The 19,036-nt window shown below is 63.3% G+C and carries 15 protein-coding genes; 2 read left to right on the top strand and 13 right to left on the bottom strand.

Annotation, left to right across the window (positions count from 1 at the left end; translation table 11 throughout):
- Window positions 1-295 precede the first annotated feature (295 nt).
- Window positions 296-2,713 (top strand): glucose/quinate/shikimate family membrane-bound PQQ-dependent dehydrogenase, encoded by a 2,418-nt coding sequence (locus BFN10_RS04535; protein ID WP_071488661.1) that lies wholly within the window; start codon window positions 296-298, stop codon window positions 2,711-2,713.
- 61 nt (window positions 2,714-2,774) lie between these two features.
- Here the strand turns inward: BFN10_RS04535 and BFN10_RS04530 are convergent, their stop codons facing one another.
- The 13 genes from BFN10_RS04530 to BFN10_RS04470 form a co-directional block, all read right to left on the bottom strand.
- Window positions 2,775-3,194 (bottom strand): group I truncated hemoglobin, encoded by a 420-nt coding sequence (locus BFN10_RS04530; protein WP_071488660.1) that lies wholly within the window; start codon window positions 3,192-3,194, stop codon window positions 2,775-2,777.
- The gene (locus BFN10_RS04525; protein WP_071488659.1) at window positions 3,194-4,057 is read right to left on the bottom strand and encodes a DUF3034 family protein; all 864 of its coding nucleotides are present in this window, start codon (window positions 4,055-4,057) and stop codon (window positions 3,194-3,196) included. Before BFN10_RS04525 ends, BFN10_RS04530 begins: the two co-directional genes overlap by 1 nt.
- A 5-nt stretch (window positions 4,058-4,062) precedes the next feature.
- Entirely contained in the window at window positions 4,063-6,411 is a 2,349-nt protein-coding gene (locus tag BFN10_RS04520) for a putative bifunctional diguanylate cyclase/phosphodiesterase (protein WP_071488658.1), read from the bottom strand.
- Entirely contained in the window at window positions 6,395-7,072 is a 678-nt protein-coding gene (locus BFN10_RS04515; RefSeq protein ID WP_071488657.1) for a methylamine utilization protein, read from the bottom strand. The genes BFN10_RS04520 and BFN10_RS04515 overlap by 17 nt, the downstream gene beginning before the upstream one ends.
- A gap of 211 nt (window positions 7,073-7,283) precedes the next feature.
- A complete protein-coding gene (locus BFN10_RS04510) occupies window positions 7,284-9,620 on the bottom strand; it encodes a putative bifunctional diguanylate cyclase/phosphodiesterase (RefSeq protein ID WP_071488656.1) in 2,337 nt (778 codons plus the stop codon).
- Between the two features lie 353 nt (window positions 9,621-9,973).
- Window positions 9,974-11,149, bottom strand: a complete 1,176-nt coding sequence (locus BFN10_RS04505) for an ABC transporter substrate-binding protein (protein WP_071488655.1) — start codon at window positions 11,147-11,149, stop codon at window positions 9,974-9,976.
- Window positions 11,146-12,120: a CobW family GTP-binding protein gene (locus BFN10_RS04500; RefSeq protein WP_071488654.1), complete on the bottom strand. Its 975-nt coding sequence runs from the start codon at window positions 12,118-12,120 to the stop codon at window positions 11,146-11,148. The genes BFN10_RS04505 and BFN10_RS04500 overlap by 4 nt, the downstream gene beginning before the upstream one ends.
- Complete coding sequence (locus BFN10_RS04495; RefSeq protein ID WP_071488653.1) at window positions 12,117-12,416, bottom strand: hypothetical protein; 300 nt, start codon at window positions 12,414-12,416, stop codon at window positions 12,117-12,119. The genes BFN10_RS04500 and BFN10_RS04495 overlap by 4 nt, the downstream gene beginning before the upstream one ends.
- Window positions 12,417-12,429: 13 nt before the next feature.
- Window positions 12,430-13,179 carry an SDR family NAD(P)-dependent oxidoreductase gene (locus tag BFN10_RS04490; RefSeq protein ID WP_071488652.1) on the bottom strand — a complete coding sequence of 250 codons (750 nt, stop codon included), beginning with the start codon at window positions 13,177-13,179 and terminating at the stop codon, window positions 12,430-12,432.
- A 141-nt stretch (window positions 13,180-13,320) separates the two neighbouring features.
- The gene (locus tag BFN10_RS04485; RefSeq protein ID WP_071488651.1) at window positions 13,321-14,082 is read right to left on the bottom strand and encodes an SDR family NAD(P)-dependent oxidoreductase; all 762 of its coding nucleotides are present in this window, start codon (window positions 14,080-14,082) and stop codon (window positions 13,321-13,323) included.
- Between the two features lie 10 nt (window positions 14,083-14,092).
- Window positions 14,093-15,433, bottom strand: a complete 1,341-nt coding sequence (locus BFN10_RS04480; RefSeq protein WP_071488650.1) for an MFS transporter — start codon at window positions 15,431-15,433, stop codon at window positions 14,093-14,095.
- A 30-nt stretch (window positions 15,434-15,463) separates the two neighbouring features.
- Window positions 15,464-16,342 (bottom strand): polysaccharide deacetylase family protein, encoded by an 879-nt coding sequence (locus BFN10_RS04475; RefSeq protein WP_010212857.1) that lies wholly within the window; start codon window positions 16,340-16,342, stop codon window positions 15,464-15,466.
- A gap of 11 nt (window positions 16,343-16,353) precedes the next feature.
- Window positions 16,354-17,676 (bottom strand): amidase, encoded by a 1,323-nt coding sequence (locus BFN10_RS04470; protein ID WP_071488649.1) that lies wholly within the window; start codon window positions 17,674-17,676, stop codon window positions 16,354-16,356.
- A gap of 334 nt (window positions 17,677-18,010) precedes the next feature.
- Here BFN10_RS04470 and BFN10_RS04465 point away from each other — a divergent pair, with 334 nt between their 5' ends.
- Entirely contained in the window at window positions 18,011-19,000 is a 990-nt protein-coding gene (locus tag BFN10_RS04465; RefSeq protein ID WP_071488648.1) for a GntR family transcriptional regulator, read from the top strand.
- Window positions 19,001-19,036 lie beyond the last annotated feature (36 nt).

Below are 19,036 nucleotides of genomic sequence, written 5' to 3'. Positions count from 1 at the left end.
GAAATGATGCATCTTGCGATTTACGCTTTCTCTTGAAGCCCTCTCCCTTTATCCTTGCCGCAACAAACTGAAACGTTTCACGCGCCCCCCGGTCGACCTCATCTTGCTGATTATTCCCACCTGCAAAGACAGCGCTGTCTTACCCCGAGCTGCGCCTGGGGATAAATCGCCCGTCTGTGGATAACCCCACTTATCCCCAGAAAAACCGAATTAACGCTGAACCAAGCCCGTGCCGAATCGTCATCTACAGTGAAGCACGGGGTCACATAATTCCAACGTCACGGAGAAACACACTATGAGCACTGATGGTGCTTCGAGCCCAAGCCGCCTGCTGCCCAGGTTGCTAGGCGTCTTGCTGCTGATCATGGGCCTGGCCTTGCTGGCCGGGGGTATCAAGCTGACGATGCTCGGCGGGTCGCTGTACTACCTGCTGGCCGGTATCGGCATCACCCTGACCGGCATCCTGTTGCTGGCCACCCGCCGCGCCGCGCTGGGCCTGTACGCACTGGTGTTGTTCGCCAGTACCGTGTGGGCGCTGTGGGAAGTCGGCCTGGACTGGTGGCAGTTGGTGCCGCGCCTGGCGCTGCTGTTCGCCCTGGGTATCGTCATGCTGCTGCCGTGGTTCCGCCGTCCGTTGCTGCGCGGCCAACCTGCCCCACTGGGCACTGGCGCGCTGAGCGTCGCCGTGGTGTTGGCAGGTGCTACCGCCCTGGCCAGCCAGTTCACCAACCCGGGTGAGATGGTCAAGACCGGCCAACTGGACCGCGACGCGGTGCCAGGCATGGCCAGCGCTGCGCCGTCCCAGGCCGATGGCGACTGGAACTCCTACGGCCGTTCGGCCTACGGTGACCGTTACTCGCCGCTGGCACAGATCACCCCGGAAAACGCCCACAAGTTGGTACCAGCGTGGACCTACCGCACCGGTGACATCCCTGGCCCGAATGATCCAGGCGAGACAACCGCGGAAAACACCCCGCTGAAAGTCAACGGCATGCTCTACGTGTGCACCCCGCACAGCCAGGTAATTGCCCTCGACCCGGACACCGGCAAGGAAATCTGGCGCTTCGATCCGAAGATCAGCAGCCAGGGGGCTGAGAACTTCAAGGGCTGGGCGCACATGACCTGCCGTGGCGTGTCGTATCACGATGACGCCGTGTACGCTTCCGAGCAAAGCCCGACCGGCAGCGCCAGCCCGGCCGCCGCACCGAACGCCTGCCCGAAACGCATCTTCGTGCCAACCGCCGACACCCGCCTGATCGCCCTCAACGCCGACACCGGCAAGATGTGCGAAGACTTCGGCGACAAAGGCCAGGTCGACCTGCGTGCCAACATCGGCAGCTTCGCCCCAGGCGGTTACTACTCCACCTCGCCGCCGGCCGTCACCAAGAACCTGGTGGTGATCGGCGGCCACGTCACCGACAACGTCTCCACCGACGAGCCCAGCGGCGTGATCCGCGCGTTCGACGTGCACACCGGCAAGCTGGTGTGGAACTGGGACAGTGGCAACCCGGACGACACCACCCCGTTGGCCGAAGGCAAGACGTACACCCGCAACTCGCCGAACATGTGGTCCATGTTCGCCGTGGATGAAAAACTCGGCATGCTGTACCTGCCGATGGGCAACCAGATGCCCGACCAATACGGCGGCGACCGTACCGAAGACTCGGAAAAATACAGCGCCGGACTGACCGCCCTGGACATCGACAGCGGCCATGTGAAGTGGACCTTCCAGTTCACTCACCATGACCTGTGGGACATGGACGTAGGCGGCCAGCCGTCGCTGATCGACATCAAGACCGAAGCCGGCGTGAAGCAGGCGGTGATGGCGTCGACCAAGCAAGGCAGCATCTACGTGCTGGACCGCGCCACCGGCCAACCCGTGGTGCCGATCCACGAAGTGGCCGTGCCGCAAGGCGCCGTCGCGGGCGACCACACCTCGCCAACCCAGCCGAAGTCGGACCTGAACTTCATGCCGCCGCCGCTCAAAGAGCGTGACATGTGGGGCGTGACACCGTTCGACCAACTGCTGTGCCGCATCGATTTCAAATCCATGCGCTACGACGGTGCGTTCACCCCGCCTTCGCTGCAAGGTTCGATCGTGTATCCGGGCAACTTCGGCGTGTTTGACTGGGGTGGCATTTCCGTCGACCCGGTGCGCCAGATTGCCTTCGTCAACCCGAGCTACATGGCGTTCAAGTCCAAGCTGATCCCGGCGGCCGACATCGCCAAGCAAGGCCCGCGCGTCAGCGAAACCGAAGGCGTGCAGCCGAACAAAGGCGCGCCGTACGGCGTGATCCTCGAAGCCCTGCTGTCGCCAATGGGCCTGCCGTGCCAGGCACCGGCATGGGGTTATGTGGCCGCGGTCGACCTGACCACCCACAAAACCATCTGGATGCACAAGAACGGCACCGTGCGTGACAGCTCGCCGGTTCCGGTCCCGCTGACCATGGGCGTGCCTAGCCTGGGTGGCACCTTCACCACCGCCGGTGGCGTCGCGTTCCTCAGCGGCACCCTCGACCAGTACCTGCGTGCCTACGACGTGAAAAACGGCAAGCAACTGTGGGAAGGTCGCCTGCCAGCCGGCGCGCAGACCACCCCGATGACCTACACCGGCAAGGATGGCAAGCAGTACGTGCTGGTCATGGCCGGCGGTCACGGTTCCCTGGGCACCAAGCAGGGTGACTATGTGATGGCGTTCAAACTGCCGGAATAAGCGACACCGGCAACAGAACTGTCACTGTGGGAGGGGGGCAAGCCCCCTCCCACATTTTTTATCAGTGTTCTATGACTTCATCGCGCATCACCGCCAACCGCGCAATCAAGCGGTTCTGCACCGGCACCGCAATTCCCTCGCTGTCCATCGCCTTGATCAAGTCCTCCACCAACGCATTGAAATCACTGCGGCTCACATTCTGGCCCTTGTGACTCTCGGCCATGCTGTCACCGGTGTAGGTGCACGGCCCACCCGCCTCCACACAGAACTGCTCGATCAGCTTGTTGCGCAGGCGCTGGATATCAATGCGCCGGAAGCGCTCGACGATGCGTTCATCCCGGGCGATGTTGAGCAACATGCCCTCCACGATCCGGGTGATGCCGGGCATGGCGCCGAGGTCGCGATAGAGGCTGTCGTCCTTGGGCGGTTGCTGCGCGCAGGCGCTGAGCAGCAGGACGAAAACCAGCGGTAAACAGCGCATCAGAAACTCCCCTGCACGGACAAATACGTGCCGTTCTGGTGGTCCAGCGTGGCAATTTCGCCAAGCCGTGCATAAGCCAATACAAACGACACATGCTTGTTGGGGAAGTACCCCACGAACACATCCGCCCAATCACTTTCGCCGGCAAACGACAGGTTGTCGGGCTTCTCACGGTACTCCACGCCCACCGCCCAACGCGGGTTGAGCAGCAACGCCAGCGAGCCTTCCTTGAGCAGGCTGCGGCTGTCGCGGCGGTCGCCGCCAAAGCCGAGCAAGCCGGTTTCATTGGCCCGACTGTAGCGCAGGCTGCCGTTGACCAGCACGTTGTAGCCAAACGCGGCGCCCATGAACAGGCGGCTGGCGGCCAGGTAGCCTTCGACATCGCTGTCGCGCCTGGCGCCCACCAGGCTGGGGATATCAAAGTTCGTCTGGTGCTTGTATTCCAGGCCCAGGGAAACCTGCGGCAGCGCGTCGTAGATCACATCACCGAACAGGCGCACCTTGAGGCCAAGCACGTCCTGGCCCAGGTTGTCCTCGGGCAGATTGAGCTTATGCACCAGGCTGCCGAGGTCGAAGCGCTGGCGGGCGAAAGACACCTCGATGCGGTTGTCGTAGGCCAGCGCCAGCCCGGCCACGTCCAGCCGATAATCCGGCAGGTTGACCGTGGTCGCGAACGCCGTGGCCCCCCATTCGTGCTGTTCGCCGTATCCGGCCAGCACTGCCCAGGGTGTGATCCCACCGCCCGCCGCACCTTCGATACTGCTGGCGCCGCCGGTAGCGATCAGGCGGCCGTTGTCGGCCAGTGCCGTTTGCAGGGTCAGTGCACCAAGGCAACCGATCAGGAAAGAAAAACGCACGGTCATGTCACTCAATGAACCAGGGAAGTTTGCGCACTGAGCGGCAAGGCCATCCAGGCTTCGAAGGCGTCGGCACTCAACGGCCGGCTGATCAGGTAACCCTGGGCTGTGTCGCACTGCCAGCGCTCCAGCAGGCGCAGGCTGTGGGCGTATTCGACACCCTCGGCAACGACCTTGAGGCCCAGGTTGTGGCTCATCTCGATGGTGGAGCGCACGATCACTGCGTCTTCACTGGTTTCATCGAGGTTGCGCACAAAGGATTGGTCGATCTTCAACTCCTGCACCGGCAGGCGCTTGAGGTGCGCCAGTGACGAATAGCCGGTGCCGAAATCGTCCACCGACAGGCCGATACCGCAATCGCGCAGCAAGTTGAGCACCTTGAGGGCTTTTTCCGGCTCACGCATCACCGCGCTTTCGGTGATTTCAAACAGCAGTTGCTCGGCCGGCAAACCATAGCGACACAGCAATGCCGAGACCCGGTGGGCCAGCTCATCGCCCAGCAGATCGTCCGCCGAGATGTTCAGCGACAGTTGCAAGGACAGGCCGCGCCGGTTCCATTCGCACAACTGGCGAATGCCCTGCTCGATCACCCATTGGGTCAGCAACTGGATACTGCCCGAGCGTTCGGCCAGCGGGATGAATTCCCCCGGCGAGACCATGCCGAACTGCGGATGCTGCCAGCGCAACAGCGCTTCGGCCTGACGCACATGGCCCTGGCGGATATCCAGCTTGGGCTGGTAGTGCAGCAACAGTTGACCCTGGTTGGCCGCGTGGCGCAGGTCACGGATCAGGGTAATCTGGCGGCGGTGCGCCAGGTCGCGGCCCTGCTCATAGATTTGCAGGCGGCCGGGCATTTGCGCGGCGTCCTTCATGGCGATGGCCGCGCGTTCCAGCAAGGTGTGCGGGCTTTCACCATCGACCGGGTACACCGCGATGCCCAGGCGACAATCCAGCGCCAGGTCATGGCCGTTGATGCGCTGGGGACGCAGCAGCAGCTGTTGCAGTTTGTCGGCCATGCCCACCGCTTCGTCGCTGCCCGCACCTTCGAGCAGCAGCAGGAATTCGTCGGCGATCAGGTGCGCCACGGTATCGCCGGGGCGCAACGCCGCTTGCAGGCGCTGGCTGACCGTGATCAGCAGTTGGTCCACCGCTTCGGGGCCTGCGGTTTCGCTGGCGGCGCGCAGGTTGTCGATGCCCAGGTAGATCAGGGCCACCGGGCGTTGCAGGGCAATCGAACTGCCCAGGCGTTCCATGGCCAGCGCACGGTTCGGCAGGCCGGTGACGCGATCATGCAAGGCATTGTGCGCCAGCTGTTGTTCGCGCTCGGCAATGCCGTTTTGCATCGCGTTGACCGCCAGGGCCAGGCGCCCCAGTTCATCACTGCGCGCCAGCACCACCGGGGTCTGATAGTCGCCGCTGCCGATGCGTTCGGCCGCCTGCGCCAAGGCCTGCACCGGACGCGACACCGTGCGCGCCAGCAGCAAGGCACCGATCAATGAAGCGATCAGCGCGACCAGGGCAATCCCGAGAATCTTTTCATCCAATGGCACAAAGGCCTGCATCGCCGCATCCAGCGGGCTTTGCAGCAGGGCCAGGACTTTGCCGTTTTCATCACTGGCCAATACCAGCGATTGACTGAGGAAGCGGTGCTCAAGGTGAGCGGTGGTGGACACGCCACGCCGCGTCGAGTCGCCCAGCATCAGCGCGCTGATGCTCTGGCGCAGTGCTTGCGGCTGGGTACTGACCAGCTCGCCGGGGCGGTCATGATCAATCGCCAGGAACGAGACTTCCAGGTTGCTCAGCGAACGCAGCTCATCGGCAAATGCCGCGTCCATGCTGAACCCCATTACCACCCGCGCGATAGGCAACGGCGCCAGCACCGAAGCTTCTACCAACAGATGCGGCTCGCCCTGCAACGGCACCACCAGCATCGCCTGACGATTGCGCCGGGCTTCGCGCAGGGCCTGGTCGTAGCGAAAGGTCGAGCCCTCCGAAACGTCCTCCAGGGTGCTGGCCAGGACTTTTCCGTCCATGCCCAGCAGGATCATGTCGCTGGCGTTGATGCGCTTGCCGTGGTTGAGCAGCACCGAGCGCAGGGTTGCCGAATCGCCACTGGCGACCGCATCGCGAAAACCGAAGTCGGCCGCCAACAACTGCACACCATCGGCCAGGCGCCGACCGCGTGTGTCGAGCAAGCGCTCGAACACCCGCGTGCCCACGTCCAGCTGGGCCAGGGCCTGGCCGTGGACCGCCGAGCGGGTGGCGGCCTTGACGCTGAAATACAGCGCGCCGATCACCACCAGTGACAGCACGATCAACACGCAGGCGACCCGCGCCTGGAAGCTACTGCGCAGTTTCATGGGCGGCTCGATTGAAGGCATCGCCAAAGGCGCTGGGCGGCGGCGGCAAATCCGCCGGTGCGGGCTCCAGGCTCAACGTCACACGGTGGCTGAGCCCGGCAGCAGGAATGTGCAAGGTGCCGCCATCCAACGGCTGCATATCTGCCAGTTGCGGATGCCACACGGTGAGGTGGTAGTCACCGGCCGGCAACTGTTCCAGGCGCACGCGGCCCTGGGCATCGCTGACGCCGAAACGCGGGTCATCGGTGACGTAGATATAGCCGAGCATCCAGTCATGGATATTGCAGCCCAGCACCACCACGCCGGGCCTGTCGAACAGCAGCGGGTCAGTGGGCGTGCCTTCGTAAAGGCGCAGTTCGAAGCGCTTGGCAGCGGAGAACGAATACACCTGATGGCGAATATTGTCGCTGTTGGGGAAGCGCACCTGGGTACCGGTGTGCACTGCCAGTACATGGGGCGCGAAGCGTTGACCGCGCTGGTCCATATCCGCCTTGAGCACGCCCTGCGGCGCCTGCGCCGGGCCGTGCAAGGTGACCACGGCATCGGCAACAGGCTGACCGTCGACCTGCTGGGCCAACACCTCAAGCGTCGCCGCCGATGCGGGGCCGCCCACAGCCAGCAACAGCGCCGTACGAAGTAACGAGTGAAAAATCCAAGCCATGGTCGATCCGCAGGAAATGAGCTGAAAGAGCAGCCTGCCTTGGCACAGAAACATTGAAGTGCATGCATGATGACGCAAGCAAGGCCAATTGCCATCATCGGTTTTACAGCAATACATAACCGCCTGTCGGCAAAAAACTATGCATTCGGTCAAGCCTTGTAGAGGTTATCGACGCTGTTTTGAAAATCTGCAGTCGAAGGGAAAGGCTTTTCTAGATCGGCACCCGCTCACGCCGCATCCACATCTCGAACGCCATCGCGTTCAGCGGGCGGCTGATCAGGTAGCCCTGGGCGGTGTCGCAATTCCACTGCTTGAGCAGCTTGAGGCTGGGGGCGAACTCCACGCCCTCGGCCACTACCTTGAGTCCGAGGTTGTGGCTCATCTCGATGGTGGAGCGCACGATCACGGCGTCGCCGCTGGTGCTGTCGAGGTTGCGCACGAAGGACTGGTCGATCTTCAACTCCTGCACCGGCAAGCGCTGCAATTGCGCGAGGGACGAGTAGCCGGTACCAAAGTCATCCACCGATAGGCTGATACCGCAACCGCGCAGTTGCTCCAGCACACTGAGGGCCTGTTGCGGGTTGTGCATGATCGCGCTTTCGGTGATCTCGAAGATCAGTTGCCCGGCGTCCACCTGGTACTGCATCAACAGCGCGGTGACGCGAATCGCCAGGTCGTCATCAGCCAGGTCGTCCACCGAAATATTCACCGACAGCTGGATCAGCAGGCCGCGCTGCGCCCACTCGGCGATCTGGCGCACCGCTTCTTCGATCACCCACAGCGTCAGGCTGCTCATGCTGCCGGTGCGTTCGGCCAGGGGGATGAACTCGGCGGGAGACACCTGGCCCAGGGTCGGGTGCTGCCAGCGCAACAAGGCTTCGGCCTGACGCACATGGCCGTGCTTGAGGTCGAGCTTGGGCTGGTAGCACAGGAACAACTCGCCCTCGATGGCCGCACGCCGCAGGTCGCGGATCAGGGTGATCTGGCGCTGATGGGCCAGGTCGCGGTCCTGCTGGTAGATCTGCAGATGCCCCGGCAGGCTCGCGGCGTCATGCCGGGCGATGGCGGCGCGGCTGATCAACTCTTCCACTTGCTGGCCGTCGGCGGGGTAAGCCGCGATGCCGATGCTGACTTCGTGGCGCAGTTCGTCATTGCCGATGCGCTGGGGCTCGGTGAGCAGCGCGTAGAGGCGGTCGGCGCGGGCCACGGCGCGGTCGACCTCGGTGTTTTCCAGCAACAGCAAAAACTCACTGCCGGCAATACGTGCCGCGGTGTCGCTGGCCAACAGGCTCATGGCCAGGCAGCGACTGGCTTCGCGCAGCATTTCCTCGACACCTTCGGGGCCAAAGCCTTCGTTGATCACCCGGTAATTTTCGATCCCCACATACAGCAACACCACCGGCCTGCCGGCGCTGATCGCACTGCCCAGGCGCTCCATCGCCAGGGCGCGATTGGGCAGGCCGGTGAGCGGATCATGCAACGCGTTGTGCGCCAGTTGCCGCTCACGCACAGCGATGCCGCTTTGCATGGCGTTTAACGCACGGGCCAACAGGCCGAACTCATCATGGCTGCGCACCCGCACCGGCGTGCGGTAGTCACCGGCGCCGATGCGTTCGGCCGCCTGCACCAGCGCATTGAGCGGGCGCGACACCCGCCGCGCCAAAAACAACGCGCCGGCCAACGACACCACCAGCACCGCCAGGGCAATCCCGAGGAACTGCCGGTCCAGCGGCGCAAAGGATTCCAGGGCGTGGTCCAGCGGGCTTTGCAACAGCACCCGCACATCATCGCCGTCGCCGGTGTTGGCCAGCGGTAATATCTGGCTGAGCACACGCTGGCCGTAGAACAAATGGATCCGCGGTTCGGGGTCGATATGCCCGTCGCGCAACAGGCTGAGGGTACCGGCCTGGTAGGCGTCCGGCTGCGTGCTGAACAACGCGCCGGGCTTGCCGTCCTGCACGCTGAGGAACGACACCTCCAGGTTGCTCATGGAACGCAGTTCACTGGCGAACAGCTTGTCCATGGGGAACCCCATGACGATGCGAGCGATAGGCAGCGGGTCGAGTACTTCATCCTGCACCAACAAATACGGACGCCCATCCATGGCCACGATCAACATCTGCAGCCCCGTGCGCCGCGCGTGACGCAGGGCATCGTCGTAGGGGAAAACCTGGCCACGGGTGAGGATCGGCAACGTGCTGACCATGACCTTGCCATCCAGGCCCAGCACAAACACCTCACTGGAGCGGATACCCGTGCCGTGACGGCGCAACGCAGCAAGGATCGGCACGGTCTTGCCGTCGGCCACGGCTTGCTTGAACGGCAGGTCGGCGGTCAGCCAGTCCAGGCCGTATTGCAGGCGATGCCCGCGCAGATCGAGCAAGCGTTCGAACACCTGGCTGCCGGTTTTCAGTTGGACTTGCGCCTGGTTTTCCACAGCGCGGGCGGTGGCGGTCTTTACCGAGAAATAGGTGGCGGCCACGACTACCAGCAGCAGCAGCGCGAGCACCCCGGCGATGCGGGTCTGGAACGTGTGGCGCCACTTCATCGCAGTGCCCTCTGGCAGCGTTCGCCTCTCTCTGCCACTACGTCCCTTTGTCATGTGCATTCCCTGCGACTGCTGACCTGGCGTCAAAAAAATATCCATTTTTATTGAATATTCGATTTGAGGAGATTAGCTGGGAGTGGGCGTATGTGCACCCAATAAAGCCGGGGAACTGGGTGGCGGTTTTTTGGCGACAAAGGGTTGGCTGAGGTTTTGAGTTGAGTACATATCCGTTATTTGGATAACGGCGACTTATGGCTCCACTCTTACAGTTGCGAACACTGCAATTGTGGCGAGCGGGCTTGCCACAGGGTAGTTATCGCCGGTTCTACTTAACGACCTTGATATGAACACAATCACCCACCCCGAGCCCGCATGAAATCCCCCCACCGCCGCACCAGATAATTGTGCTCATCCATCACCGAATTCCACACCGCAATATGCCCCATGCGCTGCTCATATGACCCCCCGTCCCGCACTTCCCCCACATCGATCAACGGCAAACCATCGCTGCCCAACAACTCCTCCCGCGCCGGCAACCCCGCATACCAGTAATCCCATTCGGCACTGCTCAAGTGATCACGACTGCGCGCGGGGTTACCAATGTAGTAACCCTGGCGCGCCATCACCGCCCCGGGCCAGCCGGACAGCCACCAATTCAAGTACGCATACGCCGCATCCAGCACCGGCCCCTTGGCATGCCGCGACAACGACAACCCGCCAAACCACGCGCGATACCCTTCACGCGGCACGGCAAGGCGGTATTTCACCCCTGCGCGATGCAGACGCATCAGGGTCGGCGACCACAGGCTCTGGATATCGATACTCGGGCTGAGCATCAACTGCGCAGCTTCTTCATCGTCGGACCAGAACGCCGCAAAGTGTCCTTCTTTCTGTTTACGCACCAGGATGTCAGCGAGCACGTCGATCTCTTCGATGCTCATATTGCCGATGTCCTTGAAGCTGGCCAGCCCCGCGCCCTGCACCGCCAGCGCGGCATCCAGGGCGCCGATGGCGGCGTCGCTTTGCAGCGCGGTGCGCGCACGCCAAGCCGGGTCCAGCAGCCAGCCCCAGCTCTCGTTACCGTGGCAAAAACCGTCGGGCAAGCGCTCGGGGCGGTAGGCGAAACTGTCGGCGTTGTGGGTCAGCGGCAGCATGCTGATACGCTCGGTGACCGTGCTGCCGAGGCTGCCGTCGTGCTGCACGAACAGCCGCTCACTGGGCACGCTGCCACTGCCCAGGCGGTCGTCGGCCGACAGGCGCCCGCGCTTGGGCAGGTCGTTGATTTCATGCCACAAGGCGATGCGCCGGGTGTCGATAGGCTGGATCGCCTGGGCCGGCCACACAAAGTCGACGTTGTGGAACCACTGGTCGTACAGGTCGTAGCTGTCGGGCTGCATCACCGCAATACGCTGGGCCTGTTCGACATCGTGCACCTGGTACACCAGACGAATGCCCAGCTCTTGTTCGGCACGTACGCGCAGGCATTCAAGCAGGGTCACGGAGGTGCCGAGGACGCGCAGTGTGATCATGTCGCCCACCGCCGCGAAAAGACTTCAAACGAGCGCCTTAACAGCGCAGGGTCGAGGCCGCGCAGGATGAACACCAGGCGCGATTGGCGATCACTGCCCGGCCACGTCGGCAGATGCACCGGCGCGTGCAGGCAGTGCTGCACGCCATGGATGACGATGGGAGCGTTACTGGCGTTCACGTTGAGCAGCCCTTTGACCCGGAGGATTCGTTCGCCGTGGCATCTTAACAGCATCGACAACCACACCCCGAACCCCACCCAGTCCAGTGGCTGGTCGAACGTCAGGCTGCACACTTGCGCGGCGCCGTGAGTGGCAGTGGGGGTGCGATGCAACTGCCAGCGGCTGACTTCAACGGCGGGCTCGGCGCTGCGCAGGCCTTCGCCGAGCAGCAACTGGTCGCCGCCGTGAATATCCTGGGTATTGAAGATCGGCGTGCCGGCATTGAGTGCCTGCAAATGGGTACGTAGCGCTGCGCAATCCCCCGCCAGATCGGTCTTGCTCAGCAGCAAGCGATCCGCCGCAGCCACCTGCGCCAGCCATTCCGGGTGCAGGCGTTCTTGCAGGGCTGCGTGGCTGGCGTCGACCAGGGTGATCACCAGGCCGATATGGAAACGCCCGCGCAGTTGCACATCGTTGTTCAGGGTGGCGAGGATCGGTGCCGGATCGGCCAGGCCTGTGGTCTCCAGGATCACCCGTTTGAAGGCCGGGATTTCACCGCGCTCGCGGCGCTGCAGCAGGCCAAGCAGCGCGTCTTTCAACTCGCCCCGGATCGAGCAACACACACAGCCGCTGGGCAGCAGCACGGTGTCCGGCGCAACCTCCTCAACCAGCAGTTGGTCGATGCCGACGTCGCCGAATTCATTGATCAGCAACGCAGTGTCGCCCAGGCTTTCGCCTTGCAGCAGGCGCTTGAGCAAGGTGGTCTTGCCGCTGCCGAGGAAGCCGGTGATGACGTTGAGGGCGATGCTCATACGCAGGCCTCCAGATGATCCAGCAGGCGCGGATCGAGCGGGTCCAACGGACGGCCAAGCAAGGTCTCGGCAGCTTGCCAGAGTTGATCCAGGCCGCTGGCCAATGCCTGTTTACCGGTGGCGCCCAATAGCAGATAGGACGCGCCCTGGAAGTCTTCGACCTTGAGCCGGAACACCGCCAATACCTGGTTGATCGCCGCAATCCGGCGCAGGCGTTCGCGACGCCGGGGCAATTCATCGCCCAGGGGGTCGCTCCAGTGCAGGTCTTCGCCAAGCAATCCACAGAGTCCGCACATGGCTACACCTCACTCATGGCATGACATCGCCGGAGTTCGGGCCCAGGGTCTGGCCAACGAACAGGTTGCCGCCCGGCTCGCTGGCCAGCAGCACCGCGACCGGCGCCACTTCATCCGCCAGGCCGAAACGGCCCAGGGGCAGTTCCCTGGCCTTGGCGCGTTTCCAGTCGTCGCTGATGCCGCCGACCAGGGGCGTCTCGATCGGGCCGGGGGCGATGGCGTTGACCAGCACATTGTCCTTGGCCACTTCCAGGGCCAGGGATTTGGTAAAGCCGATAACCCCCGCCTTGGCCGCTGCGTAATGGGTCAACTCGGCGCCACCCTTGATGCCCAGTTGCGAAGCCACATTGATGATCCGCCCCCAGCGCTGCGCGAGCATGTGCGGCAACGCACGCTGGCTGGCGACGAACACACTGGTAAGGTCGACGCGCAGCATGTCGTTCCACATTTCAAGGGTCAGGTCCACGCAACGGGCCTGGGTGAGCATGCCGGCGTTGTTGACCAGAATGTCGATGCCGCCAAAGTGCTCGACGCAGCGGTCGACACTGGCCTGGGCACCTTCGACGGTACCGACATCGGCCAGGCATTCGAACACCTCGGCGCCGAGGTTGCGGCAGGTGATCGCGGTTTCCGCGAGGCTGGCCGCATTGCGGTCGGCCAGCACCAGGCGTGCACCTTCAGCGGCGTAGGCACGGGCGATGGCGGCACCGATGCCGCTGCCGGCGCCGGTGATCACGGCCCGGCGATTTGAAAGTTGGGACATGTAAATTCTCCTGAACAAAACACAGGTCCAATGTGGGAGGGGCTTGCCCCCGATGGCAGTGGTTCAGATAAAACAACGGTGACTGATGCACCGCTATCGGGGGCAAGCCCCCTCCCACACTGGACCCAGTAAACCAGTTAGTCAGTCCGGCCAGCGGACGGTCAGGCCACCGTCGATGACGATGCTTTGCCCGGTCAAATAACTCGACGCCTCACTGGTCAAGAACTGCACCAGCGACGCCACTTCATCCGCCCGCCCTACCCGGCCCAAGGGGATCGCCTGCGCCGCTTTCGCCAAGCCTGCCGGCCCCAGCGAATTCTTCGCATCCAGCGACTGCGGCGTCTCGATCAACCCCGGGATCACCGCATTGCAACGAATCCCCAGCGGCGCCAACTCCACCGCCAGCGACCGGCACAACCCCGGCACACCGGCCTTGGCCGCCGCGTAATGGCTGTGTTCCTGCCAGCCGTATACGCCACCGGCAATCGACGAAATCGCCACCAGCGCACCACCTTCAGCCATATGGCGGGTGGCCGCACGGAAGGTGCGCATCACCCCCGTGAGATCGACATTGAGCATTTCGTCCCACAGCGCGTCGGTCATCTCCAGCAACGGTGCGCGGCGCAGCAGGCCGGCGTTGGCCACGGCGTAGTCCAACCGGCCGAAATGCGCCACCGCCTGTTCGGCCAGGGCGTCCACCGAGGCGGTATTGCCCACGTCCAAGGGCAGCATCAGGCATTTGCCGCCGGCCTCTTCCACCAGGCCTACGGTGGCCTGCGGGTCATGGGGATCGGCCGGGTAATACCCGCCCACCACCGCCACACCCACGCGGGCATAGGCCACCGCGAGGGCTTGGCCGATGCCGCTGGCGGCACCGGTAATCAAGGCAACTTCAGGGATCATCGATCACTCCTTACTGAACGGTTTCCGGACGCACATGCCGTGCGGCGAACATCAGCGCTCCGGAGAGGAAGCACGGCAGTGCGCCAAACCACAGCGCGGCGGTCTGCCAGTCGCTGCCGGCAGACAACACTTGGGTCGCGCCAAAGCCTGCGACTACAGCGCCGATCGGCCCCATGGCATGGATGATCGCGCCACCGGTGGCGCGGATGCTGGTGGGGAAACTCTCGCTGATAAAGAACAGCGCCGCCGAGTACGGCCCGATCAGGAAAAACAGGCCCAGGCTGTACAGCCCGACCACCATCGGCATATTGCTCGGGCCAAACAGCATCCCGGCAAACGACAGCCCGCCGAGCATCCAGCCCAGGCCAATCACATTGCGACGGCCGATCTTGTCGCCCATCCAGCCGTGGCTCAGATAGCCGCAATAGCCCACCAGGTTCGACAGCACGAGGATGATCAGCGAGTTCTCGAACGAGATGTGGTGCACGCTGACGATCACCGAAGTGCCCAGCACGCTGAACACCTGGATCGCGGCCCAGTTGAGCAACAGCGCGGCGCCGATCACCAGGGTGGCGCGGCGCGCCGGGCCACGGAAGGCGGCCTTGAGGCCGGCCTTGCTGTGTTCGTCGTAGTCCACGCCGTAGGTCACGGCGACGTTCTGCGCTTCTTTCACCGCACCGCTTTTACGCAGCTCGCTGATGCGCTGGTGGATCTGGAACTGCGGGCTCTCCTTGAGCTTGCGCGCCATGATCGCGATGACGATGGCCGGGATCGCGGCAAAGATAAAGCAGCCCTGCCAGCCGATGATCGGCAGCAACAGCGCGGTCAACCCGGCGGCGATCAACGCACCGACCGGCCAGCCGCCTTGCACCAGGCTGTAGATAAAGCCACGGCGTCTGGTCAGGCGCGGGTCTTCCGAAGCGCCGTACAGCTCGCTCAGGTAGGTGGCGTTGACGGTCTCCTCGGCATAGCCCAGGCCGCCCAACGAGCGGATCAAAATCAGCGGCGACTTGCCCCACGCACCACCGATTGCGGTCAGCGCCGAACACAGCGCGGAACCCGCCACGGTGAAGATAATGCCTTTGCGCCGGCCCAACTTGTCGACCACCGGCCCAATGGCAAACGCCACCACCGCCGTGCCCACCGCGACCCAGGTCGCGATTTCCGCTTGCTCCACTTCACCCCAGCCGAAGTGCCGGCCAATCTCCGGCAGCAAGGTGCCGAACAGGATGAAGTCATACACCGCAAACACCCAGGCGAAAAACGCGATCCAGGTGGCGAAGCGCACTTCCTGGGACGTCAGTTGCCGGGGTTTCCAGCCAGTCAGGTCAAGCTTGTTGTAGATGGACATGGGTCGCGCCTCAGGGGTGGTTGCAAAGGTTCAGGTACGCGGTTGGCGGCGGATGAAGTCGTCGGCGATTTCGTCGAAGGTGACGAAGCGCACGCCGGCATGGCTCTGGATGTGTTCGATCAGGCGCTCCAGCATCAGCAGCACTTGCGGGCGACCGGACACGTCCGGGTGGATGGTCATGGTGAACACCGCGTGTTCGTGTTCGCGGTAGACCCAATCGAACTGGTCGCGCCACATTTCTTCGAGGTGACGCGGGTTGACGAAACCGTGGCTGTTGGGGGCTTTCTTGATGAACATCATCGGCGGCAGATCGTCGAGGTACCAGTTGGCGGGGATCTCCACCAGGTCGGTTTCTTCGCCGCGCACCAGGGGTTTCATCCAGGTGTCGGGGTGCTGGCTGTAGTCGATCTTGGTCCAGCTGTCGCCCTTGCGCACGTAGTAGGGGTGGAAGTCGTTGTGCATCAGGCTGTGGTCGTACTTGATGCCTTTTTTCAGCAGCAGTTCGTTGGTCACCTTGCTGAATTCCCACCACGGCGCGACATAGCCGGTGGGGCGCTTGCCGGTGACCTGGGTGATCAGTTCGATGGATTTATCCAGGACGATTTCTTCCTGCTCGGCCGTCATCGCGATAGGGTTTTCGTGGCTGTAGCCGTGCACGCCGATTTCGTGACCGGCGTCGGCCACGGCCTTCATCTGTTCCGGGAAGGTTTCCATCGAATGGCCGGGGATGAACCAGGTGGTGCGCAGGCCGTAGCGTTCGAACAGCTTGAGCAACCGTGGCGCGCCGACCTCACCGGCGAACAGGCCGCGGGAGATGTCGTCCGGCGAGTCTTCGCCGCCGTAGGAACCGAGCCAGCCGGCGACGGCGTCAACGTCGACGCCAAATGCACAGAGGATGTCTTTAGCCATGGTGTGTCTCCTTAAACGTTAAGTACGGTTTCGACGGACAACGCCGCGCGCAACAGGCGAGCGTCTTCTCCGGTGGGGGCGCTGAGCAGCAGCCCGGTGGGCAGGCCCTGGGCATCGCGGCCGCTGGGCAGGTTCACGCAGGCCATGTCGAGCAAACTGCCGGGCATGGTCAGGCGCAGGGTGGCGAGATTGGTTTTGACAAACAGGTCGTCGTCGGCCTCCAGCGGTGCCAGGCCTGGCGCGACATGGGCGACGGTGGGAGTGATCAGGATGGCGCCGTCGAGGTCGTCGATCAGTTGCTGTTGCAGGCGGCGGCGTGCGTCGGTCAGGTGGATAAGCTGACTGGCGGGCAGTGCGCGCGCGGCTTCGAGGCGGCGACGTACGCGAGGGTCGAGTTGCTCGGCATCAGGGCCGTCGAGCAGCGCTTCATGCAGGGCAAAGGCTTCGAAGGAACCGAGCCAGCCGTGGTGCTTGATCAGGTCCAGGGTGGCCTGGAAGGTCGCGCATTCACGTTCTTCAACCAGTGCGCCCCGGGCCTTGAGTTGCTCCACGGCGCGCAGCAGATTGTTGCGCACAGCGGGCTCGACGTCCTGTTGCGCCAACACAAAGCGCTGGCCCTTGAGGCTGCGGGCAGCGTGGATCTGGGTACGGCCATGCAGCAGGTCGTCGATGGCCAGTGCATCGCGCACGCTGCGGGTCAGCGGCCCCAGGCTGTCGAGGGTATGGGCCAGGGGGAACACGCCGTCACGGCTGTAGCGTCGGCGGCTGCTGCGGTAGCCCACCAGGCCGTTGAACGCCGATGGGATGCGGATCGAGCCTGCAGTGTCGGTGCCCATGGCGATGGGCACGATCCCGGCCGCCACCGCCACCGCCGAGCCGGACGACGAGCCGCCAGGAATGCGCGGCTCGTCGTCGCCATGGGGATTGTGCGGCGTGCCGAAATGCGGGTTCAGACCCAGGCCGGAATAGGCCAGTTCGCTGAGGTTGGTCTTGCCGACACTGACCATTCCGACGCGGCACAACAGGCCGACCACAGGTGCATCGAGCAACGCGGCAGGCGCGTTGCGGCGATAGGCAGCGCCTGCGGTGGTGACGCTGCCGGCCACATCGAACAGGTCCTTCCAGGCCAGCGGCACACCATCGAACACGCTCAATGGCTGCCCGGCGCGCCAACGGGCAGCCGAGGCTTCGGCTTCACGGCGCGCACGCTCGGCAGTCAGGCTGATAAACACGGCCGGGGCTTGGCTGGCCTTATCGAGTGCCTGTTCGAGGGCTTGCACCGGGTCACTGCGACCGCTGGCAAAATCCTCGGCCATGGAAGTGGCGTCTGACATCGGCTTGATCCTCAAAACGTACATATTAATAAAATGTACATTTTACAAAGGCAGATTCCGTGCCAGTCTGTATCGGCACGTGTGTACGCGATGAGGAAAGTTTGCCCAGAGCAGCGGGATAGATGCTTTTAGACGGCAGGAAAAATCTTGCCAGGACGAGGGAAAACACCTTCAATGAAATAATGTATCTTCTATTAAAAAGTACATTTTGGTGCAGAAAAGTAACATCCTCGCTTTCAAGGCCCCAAAAAAGTGCCACCGACGTGGCGCAGAGTGACAGGCACGACTTATGAGAGAATCCTCGGCCACCTTCCTACAGTCTCCAGAGAAAACGATGAAAGCAGTGTCCGCCTCGGCGTCCCGTTACGCGATGATTCACAAGGTGATGCGTGACGCGATCGTCAACGGCACTGCGCGCCATGGCCTGGTGTTGCTGGAAGCGCCGCTGGCCGAATTGTTCGGCACCAGCCGTGTCCCAGTGCGCAAGGCCCTGGACCTGCTGCATGACGAAGGCCTGATCTGCCGCTTCAACGGCCGGGGTTACCTGATCAATCCCGAAGGCCTGGCCATGGAACCGCTGCGCCTGCCCCTGAGCCATGCACACCTGGGGCTCAACGGTGACGATGAACTGGTGGATACGCGGCCGTTGGGCGAACGTATCGTCGAAGAAATCGGCGCGGCGCTGTCCACCTGCATCGCCTTCGGCCATTACCGCCTCGACGAGCAAGCCGCCGCCGACCACTACAGCGTCAGTCGTGCGGTGGTGCGCGAAGCGCTGATGCGCCTGCGCGACCGTGGCCTGGTGGAAAAGGAGCCCTACTCCCAATGGCTGGCGGGGCCTTTGACGGCGCGGGAAGTCACCGAAGACTACGAACTGCGCGCCTGCCTGGAACCCGAAGCGCTGCGCCAGAGCGCGCCCCACCTCGACCGCGATTTGCTCGAAGCCATGCTGCAGCGCGTGCTGGCCGCCCAGGACAACCCCCACTGCAGCCTGGAGGCCATCGAACAGATCGAGGACGACTTGCACCAACGCTGCCTCGCCGGCCTGCAGAACCGCAAGATCGCGGCGTTGATCCGCCAGGGCCAGAGCCCCATGATCATCAGCCGGATTTTCTACCGCTTGCTGGGGATCGGCGCGGATCCAGCCATGCTGGCCGAACATCGGTTGATATTGGAGCTGCTGCTGCATGGTGCGTTTGATGCGGCGGCGTTGAACCTGCGCGAGCATTTGCAGCGGGCCAGGCAACGTATGTTGCAGCGGTTGAAGGTGCTGTCGGTGTTACCGGAGCAGCCGTTGCCGAGTTATCTGCACAAGATCAGCTGAATTCATGCAATTTGTTGCTAACTCCACCCCGCCATT

Source organism: Pseudomonas extremorientalis, from assembly GCF_001870465.1.
Taxonomy (GTDB): domain Bacteria; phylum Pseudomonadota; class Gammaproteobacteria; order Pseudomonadales; family Pseudomonadaceae; genus Aquipseudomonas; species Aquipseudomonas extremorientalis.
Note: the sequence above shows the minus strand (reverse complement) of the source record. Positions and strands in the feature narration are given on the sequence as shown.